Origin of the sequence: Mycobacterium sp. SP-6446 (genome assembly GCF_001954045.1) — a bacterium.
Taxonomy (GTDB): Bacteria; Actinomycetota; Actinomycetes; order Mycobacteriales; family Mycobacteriaceae; genus Mycobacterium.
Genome location: NZ_MBEM01000250.1, coordinates 1 through 7,898, shown reverse-complemented (window position 1 = coordinate 7,898; position 7,898 = coordinate 1). Strand labels below are relative to the sequence as shown.

The window sequence follows — 7,898 nt, the reverse complement described above, 5'->3', positions numbered from 1 at the left end:
GAACTTCTCCTCGCCCTCCTTCATGGAGATCGAGTTGACGATCGGCTTGCCCTGCACGTTCTTCAGACCCGCCTCGATGACCTCCCACTTGGAGGAGTCGATCATCACCGGCACGCGGCTGATGTCCGGCTCGGCCGCGATCAGCTTGGTGAACCGGTCCATCGCGGCGACGCCGTCGATCATGCCCTCGTCCATGTTGATGTCGATGACTTGCGCACCGACCTCGACCTGCTGCAGGGCGACCGACAGCGCGGTGTCGTAGTCCTCGGCCTTGATCAGGTTGCGGAACCGGGCGGAGCCGGTGATGTTGGTGCGCTCACCGATGTTCACGAACAGCGAGTCGTCGGTGATGTTCAGCGGCTCCAGGCCCGAGAGCCGGGTGGCCACCGGGATCTTCGGCACCTCGCGCGGCGGTTTGCCCTCGACGACCTTGGCGATCTCGGCGATGTGCGGCGGCGCCGTCCCGCAGCAACCACCGACCAAATTGACCAGGCCGGCCTCGGCGAAGTCGGCGATGTAGCCGGCCTGACGCTCCGGGGTCTCGTCGTACTCGCCGAAGGCGTTGGGCAGGCCGGCGTTCGGGTAGCAGGAGACGAAAGTGTCTGCGATCCGCGACATCTCGGCGATGTAGGGCCTCATCTCCGGCGCGCCCAGCGCGCAGTTGAGGCCGACCGCGATCGGCTTCGCGTGCCTGATCGCGTTCCAGAACGCTTCGGTGACCTGACCGGACAACGTGCGCCCGGAAGCATCGGTGATGGTGCCCGAGATGATGACCGGCCAGCGGCGTCCGCGCTCCTCGAACAGCGTCTCGACGGCGAACACCGCCGCCTTGGCGTTCAGCGAGTCGAAGATCGTCTCGATGATGAGCAGGTCGGCACCACCGTCGACCAGACCGTTGGCGGATTCGAGGTAGGCGGCGACCAGCTGGTCGTAGGAGACGTTGCGGGCCCCAGGGTCGTTGACGTCCGGCGAGATCGACGCGGTCCGCGTGGTCGGCCCGATGGCGCCGGCGACGTAGCGGGGCTTGTCCGGGGTGCTGTATTCGTCGGCGGCCTTGCGGGCCAGCGCGGCACCGGCGTAGTTCAGCTCGTAGCTCAGGTCCGCCATGTCGTAGTCGGAGAGCGAGATCGCGTTCGCGTTGAACGTGTTGGTCTCCACGATGTCGGCGCCCGCTTCGAGGTACTCGCGGTGGATCCCCTCGATGATCTGTGGCTGCGTCAGGGTGAGCAGGTCGTTGTTTCCCTGCAGAGCGGTCGGCCACTCGGTGAACCGGTCGCCGCGGTAGCCGGCCTCGTCCGGCCGGTCGCGCTGGATCGCCGTGCCCATCGCGCCGTCGATCACCATGATCCGCTGGCGCAGAGCTGCCGTCAGCTCGTCGGTGCTGTCGGGGCGGATGTCCGGCTTAAAGGCGTTCACGTACGTTCCTTCCGTAGCGGAAGGCGTCCTTCTCGTCAACAACGTCGACTCTGCCGAGCGTGGCGGCTACCGGCACGAACCGGAACCGTTGCAACGCCTCTCGACCAGAAAAGTCTACGTCGTCACCCGACCGACGTCTGGACGCCCAACTCATCGCCGCGATCGCAGTGCCCCCGAAGGACAGTTCGCGGATCTTGTCGGCGACGCGGTAGTTAACAAGGTTAACCAGTTTGCAGCCGAATGTATTCGGCGGTCACGCCACAAGGATAGTCGAGCTATGCAAACGCCCTCTGGCTGACGGCAAGCCGTAGGCTGATTCTGTGACTCAGCCCGATGGCGGCCCGGATGGCGGCAAGCTGCCCGAACTGCACAACACGATCGTCGTGGCGGCATTCGAGGGCTGGAACGACGCGGGCGACGCGGCCAGTGACGCGCTGGAGCACCTCGATGCCATCTGGGAGGCCGACCCGATCGTCGAGATCGACGACGAGGCGTACTACGACTACCAGGTGAATCGCCCGGTCATCCGACAGGTCGACGGAGTCACTCGCGAACTGGTGTGGCCTGCGATGCGGATCACACATTGCCGGCCGCCGGGCAGCGAGCGTGACGTGGTCCTGATGCACGGGGTGGAACCGAACATGCGCTGGCGCACGTTCTGTGCCGAACTGGTGGCCATTGCCGACAAGCTCAACGTCGATACCGTCGTGATCCTTGGCGCGCTGCTGGCCGACACTCCCCACACCCGGCCGGTGCCCGTGTCGGGAGCGGCCTACTCCCCTGAGTCGGCGAAACGCTTCGGCCTGGAGGAAACCCGCTACGAGGGACCGACCGGGATCGCGGGCGTGTTCCAGGACGCCTGCGTGGCCGCCGGGATTCCGGCGGTGACGTTCTGGGCGGCCGTGCCGCACTACGTGTCTCAGCCGCCGAACCCGAAGGCGACGGTGGCGCTGTTGCGCCGGGTCGAAGACGTGCTGGACATCGAGGTCCCGCTGGCCGACCTGCCGGCGCAAGCCGAGGAGTGGGAACAGGCGGTCACCGAGATGACGGCCGAGGACGAGGACCTCGCCGAATACGTGGTGTCGCTGGAGCAGCGCGGCGACGCCGAGGTGGACATGAACGAAGCGCTGGGCAAGATCGACGGCGACGCGTTGGCCGCCGAGTTCGAAAAGTATCTGCGCCGCCGCCGCCCGGGTTTCGGGCGCTGACCCTAGGTCTTACCTAACTTCTCCCCAATCACTTCTCCCCAACTCACTTCTCCCCAACTCACTTCTCCCCAACTCCTCGTTGTAGGCACTGGTGGAGCGGCCGAGCGCGGCGACCTGGGCATCCATCCGCGGCATCACCTCGGCGTTGGTCTTGCGCATGGGAAATTCGCCGATCGGCGTCGATAGCACCGGCTTGAGCCAACGGAACAACGCAACCCAGCGCGGGCAGAACACGCGGGCCTTGCGGCGCTCGATCCCCTTGACGAAAGCCGCCGCGCACTTTTCCACCGAGGTCGTCTTGTTCAACGGCCACGGCATCGCGGCGATCTGCTCGCCGAACGCGGGCATGTCTGCGGTGCTATCGCGGACCAGAGCGGTGTCGATCCACGACATGTGCGCCAACCCGACGCTGACGCCGAGATGGTCGACCTCGAGGCGCAGCGCGTTGGCGAGGTGCTCATTGCCGGCCTTGCTCATGTCGTACGGCGCCATTCCCGCGGCGGCGGCAAACGCGGCCAGAGACGAGACGATCAGCACATAGCCGCGCCGGTCGATCAGCGCGGGCAGCGTGGCGCGCACGGTGTGAAACACGCCGAGCAGGTTGACGTCCAGCACGCGCTTGACGGCCTCGGGATCGACCTGCAGCACCGAGCCATAGCTGGCGATGCCGGCGTTGGCGACGACGACGTCGATGCCGCCGAAGCGTTCGACCGCCGCGGCGGCCGCGGCCTGCATGGCGGCCAGGTCCCGCACATCGGCCACCACGGTCAGCACTCGGTCGTCGCCGCCGAGTTGGGCGGCCCGCGAGTCCAGCGCCGCCTTGTCGAGATCGGTCAGCACCAGTTTGGCGCCCTTATCACGTAGCCGGCGGGCGACCTCGGCGCCGATTCCCCGGGCGCCGCCGGTGATGAAGACGACTTTTCCGTCCAGCGATCCGCTCAGCTTGCTCATGAGACGAGGGTAATTCCCTTGGCGCGCAGAGACTACGGCCAGTAGTCGTTCATCGGTTGCGCGAACTTGTCGTTGTTGGTGAGCCGGGGCATTGCGAGGGAGTCTTCGATGGTGCGCAGCAGGCTGTAGTGGTTGTTGAAGTTGGCGGCAACGAGATGGCCTTGGCGCATACCGGAATTCGGTGACGGGATCACGATCATGGGGATGTGGTTACCCTCGTTCCCGACGCCCAGCGAGATGTTGTTGTAGTCCTCGTCCCAGGTGATGAAGATGGCACTGCGCTGCGTTCGAAATGCGGGCGAGTTCAGGATGATGGGCAGCGTGTCCGCAAGGAACTGGTCGCCGGCCTTGATGTTGTACTGATGATTCGTCAGCAGGCTGATGATGAACTCGAGGTTGACGGGGCCTTCCTGGTTGTGGTTTTCGTCCGCAGCCCACCAGACGAAGTTCGGGGTGGTGGACGTCGAAGCGAGATCCGTGGCCATCCGCTGCAGCGGCAGTACGTGCGCCTGGCAGCGAGCGTCGTTGGCCGCGATGTCGTGGAAGGCGAGGAATGGCAGTTCGCCGGGACTGTAGGGCCCCGCGGACTGCTTGAAGCATGGCTGTGGCATCGATTGCTCGTAGCCGGCCCATCCACCGTGCGCCGCTTCGATGTTGTCGACGAGGTTGTGTTCGTCGAAGCAGTCCAGCTCGCAGTTGTAGTTGAAGCCGAAGTCGGAGCCGCCGAGGATTGGGTAGTAGTTCGGAAGGCTGGGATGGGTTTGGGCGTAGTAGTTCGAGCCGTATCCGTAGTTGTTGATGAGGCCGTTGGTGTATGGCGCGTTGGGGCTGCCGACGATGTCTTTCACGCCATGGTTCTCCAGATAGATCAGGAACACATGGTCGAGGGGGCCGACTTTCGACGCCGGTGGTGTAGGTGGCGGTGGGGCGGGCAACGCAGCGCCGATAGTGAACGAGATGTTGTCGGCGTAGGCGTTGTTATAGGCGCCGAACAACGGATTTTTGTCTTTCAGGGTCACGACCACACGCGCACTGCGGGTCCCCGCGGGAACCGGCCCGGTGGTCTGGCGTTGCAGGAGTTTGGCATTCAACCCGCGATCGAGCAGACCGACCGGCCCGATCTTGCCGGGGGTGCCCAGCTGCGATCCGTTAGCTGCTAGGAAAGTGACGGTGACCGACGCTTCTGACGGGTCTTGTAGCCAGCCCCCGAGCCACCCGCTCAGTGTGTAAGGCACAGTGCTGGTGTCGATCTGCTGCGCCGCGCCGGAGAGGTCGACGATCTGGGCGAGCGTGGATGTGGCCACAGGTCCGCCGCCGAAGAACTGCACGCCGCCGTCCGGCGGCCCGTTCTGGGCGCGGGGATAGCCTGCGGCCGCTGGGAGCATCGGCCCGGGCGACCCGAGAGGCCACGGCAGGCGGCGCAGGGTGCCGTACTTGATCACGGTCGGTGTGCCGGTCACAGTCCAGCCCGGGATGGTCACTGAGCTGTATCCCGACAGCGAAGGATCGCCGAGCTCGGCGCCGGGATTCACCAGCAGGTTCGGGCTCTCCGTGGCCGCGGCCGATGCGTGCACGGTGTCCAGCGCAAGGATTAGTATGCCGACGGCGCTGACCACGCCAGCCACACGGCGAAAACGACTGAGCATCAAGCAATCACCTTTGCGGTTGACGCGCGCTACGCGTTGCTCCGTCGATGGTGACTTATGACACGCCGTCCACCCAGATTGTTGCGCGGATCGAGACCCAGCAGTTGCCGTTTAGTGACTTACAGGGCTTCTCTACAGGGCCTCTCCTACAGGGCCTCTCCTACAGGGCCACCCCGAGGAGTGCATCGACCGCGGTGGCCACCAGCTTCGGCGCGCCCTCGTCGTGCCCGCCGTATTCCAGGGCGTCGGTGGCCCAACCATCAAGTGCCGCGATCGCTTTGGGAGTGTCCAGGTCGTCGGCCAGGTAGCGGCGCACCCGGGCGACGACGTCGGCGGCGTCCGGAGCCGCGGGCAACGCGGTCGCGGTGCGCCAGCGATGTAGTCGTGCGGTCGCATCGTCGAGCACCTGCTGGCTCCAGAACCGATCCGCGCGATAATGCCCGGCCAGCAGGCCAAGCCGAATCGCCGATGGCTCAACGTTTTTCGCCCGCAGGGCCGACACCAGCACCAGGTTGCCTCGACTCTTGGACATCTTTTGCCCGTCCCAGCCGATCATCCCGGCGTGCACGTAATGCCGGGCGAATCGCCGTTCGCCCCGTACACATTCGGCGTGCGCAGCGGTGAATTCGTGATGCGGGAAGATCAGGTCGCTGCCGCCGCCCTGGATATCCAGGCCGCTGCCGATGCGGCTCAGCGCGATGGCCGCGCATTCGACATGCCAGCCGGGCCGGCCGGCGCCGAACGGCGACGGCCAACTCGGTTCGCCGGGACGTGCGGCCCGCCACAGTAGCGCGTCGAGCTCGTCTGTCTTGCCCGGCCGGTCCGGGTCGCCCCCACGCTCGGCGAACAGCCGAAGCATGGTGTCGCGGTCGTAGCCCGACTCGTAGCCGAACTGTGGTGTGGCGTCGGCCCGGTAGTAGATGTCGGGGTGCTCCCCCATTTCGGGGTCGACGATGTACGCCGCCCCGGAAGCGAGCATTTTCTCGACGAGTTCGACGACTTCGGGAATCGCCTCGGTCGCCCCGACGTATTCGCGTGGCGGCAGTATGCGCAGCGCCGCCATGTCCTCACGGAAAAGGGCGACCTCGCGGTCGGCGAGCTCACGCCAATCGACGCCGTCGCGCTCGGCCCGTTCGAACAATGGATCGTCGACGTCGGTGACGTTCTGCACGTAATGCACGTCATGACCGAGGTCCAGCCACACGCGATGGACCAGGTCGAATGCCAGATAGGTGGCCGCGTGGCCCAGGTGCGTCGCGTCGTAAGGGGTGATCCCGCAGACGTACATGGACGCCGTCGAACCGGGCTGGGAGCCGGCCGCCACCGGACGCACCTGCCGGTCGGAGGTGTCGTAGAGCCGCAGCTCCGGGCCGCGTCCCGGAACCACCGGGACCTGTGCGGAAGACCACGACTGCATAACGTCGACTCTAAACGCGCGCGGAATCAGGGAAATTCCTGGCGGATGGCGCCGAGCAGGATCGGCGCCACCTCGGCACGGCACATGACGAAGTCGGGCAGGTACGGGTCGAGCTGGTTGTAGCGCAGCGGCGAGCCGTCGAGCCGCGACGCATGCATGCCGGCGGCCATCAGTACCCCGGCCGGGGCCGCCGAGTCCCACTCCCACTGGCCCCCGGCATGCACGTAGGCGTCGACGTCGCCGTCGATGACGGCCATCGCCTTCGCGCCCGCCGAACCGATCGCCACCGGCTGGATGTGCAGCGTCTGGCGCATGCGGTAGAGAACCGCGGGTGGTCTGGTGGCGCTGACGGCGATCCGGAAGGTATGGGGAATGCCGGTGCGCGCGGCGCCGTCGGTCACGGTGTCGCTGCGATACACCATGTTGCCGCGCGCCGGCAAAGCCACTGCCGCGTCGGTGATTTCGCGATGCTCGTCGGCGGGGACCCCGTCACGTTGCCACAGCGCGATGTGTACGGCCCAGTCGTCGCGCCCCGGCGTGGAGAACTCACGGGTGCCGTCCAACGGGTCGATGATCCACACCCGGTCGTGATTCACCCGGGAGAGGTCGTCGTAGGCTTCCTCGCTGAGCACGGCATCACCGGGTCGTTCGGCCCGCAACCGCCGCAGGATCAACTCGTTGGCCAGGCTGTCCCCCGCGTCGCCCAGTGCCCAGGGAGAATCGAAACCGATCTCCTCGCGCACCTTCAGCAGCAGCTCCCCCGCATCCGCGGCCAGGTCGGCGGCCAGCGCGGCGTCCGTCATCTCATCCGGCGCCGGGGTCACCGGTTCAGTATTGCCGACCGGCACGTCCCGAATGAGCCGCGCCCTAGAACGCCGGCCAGGGAATCGGTCGGTGACGGTTCGGTTCCGGCATCACTGGGTTGTCCAGCAGCGCGTGGGCGCGCCTCCGCAGAGCCGCGATTTCGGCCCGGGTGATGTGGCCGGCCAGCTCGTCGCCGAACGAGTCGCCGAGGGCGTCCGCGAGCGCGGCGACCGCGTCCAGGGTTTTGTCGTCGATCGGCTTGCCCGCCCAGCCCCACAGCACCGTGCGCAGCTTGTTCTCGACGTGCAGGCACACGCCGTGGTCGACGCCGAAGATGTGGCCCTCGATGTCGCGCAGGACGTGGCCGCCCTTGCGGTCGGCGTTGTTGATCAGCACGTCAAAGACCGCCATCCGCCACAACCGGATGTCGTCGGCGTGCATCAGGACGACCTCGTC

Annotated in this window: 7 protein-coding genes; 1 reads left to right on the top strand and 6 read right to left on the bottom strand. The window is 66.4% G+C overall.

Annotation, left to right across the window (positions count from 1 at the left end; all coding sequences use genetic code 11):
• On the bottom strand, positions 1-1,416 hold a 1,416-nt coding region (locus A5736_RS22265), incomplete at its 3' end, for a homocysteine S-methyltransferase family protein (RefSeq protein WP_254848434.1).
• A 320-nt stretch (positions 1,417-1,736) separates the two neighbouring features.
• On the opposite strand from A5736_RS22265, the gene A5736_RS22260 reads away from it, so the two are divergent.
• Entirely contained in the window at positions 1,737-2,624 is an 888-nt protein-coding gene (locus tag A5736_RS22260; RefSeq protein ID WP_083667649.1) for a PAC2 family protein, read from the top strand.
• 9 nt (positions 2,625-2,633) lie between these two features.
• On the opposite strand, the gene A5736_RS22255 is transcribed toward A5736_RS22260, so the two are convergent.
• From A5736_RS22255 to A5736_RS22235, 5 genes are all read right to left on the bottom strand, one after another.
• Positions 2,634-3,575, bottom strand: coding sequence for an SDR family oxidoreductase (locus A5736_RS22255; RefSeq protein ID WP_076248601.1), 942 nt, complete (start codon positions 3,573-3,575; stop codon positions 2,634-2,636).
• Positions 3,576-3,607: 32 nt separating this feature from the next.
• Complete coding sequence (locus A5736_RS22250; protein WP_076124583.1) at positions 3,608-5,221, bottom strand: alkaline phosphatase family protein; 1,614 nt, start codon at positions 5,219-5,221, stop codon at positions 3,608-3,610.
• 160 nt (positions 5,222-5,381) lie between these two features.
• Positions 5,382-6,638, bottom strand: coding sequence for a cysteine--1-D-myo-inosityl 2-amino-2-deoxy-alpha-D-glucopyranoside ligase (gene mshC, locus A5736_RS22245; protein WP_076248599.1), 1,257 nt, complete (start codon positions 6,636-6,638; stop codon positions 5,382-5,384).
• A 26-nt stretch (positions 6,639-6,664) separates the two neighbouring features.
• Positions 6,665-7,441: a 3'(2'),5'-bisphosphate nucleotidase CysQ gene (locus A5736_RS22240; protein WP_076248603.1), complete on the bottom strand. Its 777-nt coding sequence runs from the start codon at positions 7,439-7,441 to the stop codon at positions 6,665-6,667.
• Between the two features lie 64 nt (positions 7,442-7,505).
• Positions 7,506-7,898: SCO1664 family protein (locus tag A5736_RS22235; protein ID WP_139333507.1), on the bottom strand; the 393-nt coding region annotated here is incomplete at its 5' end.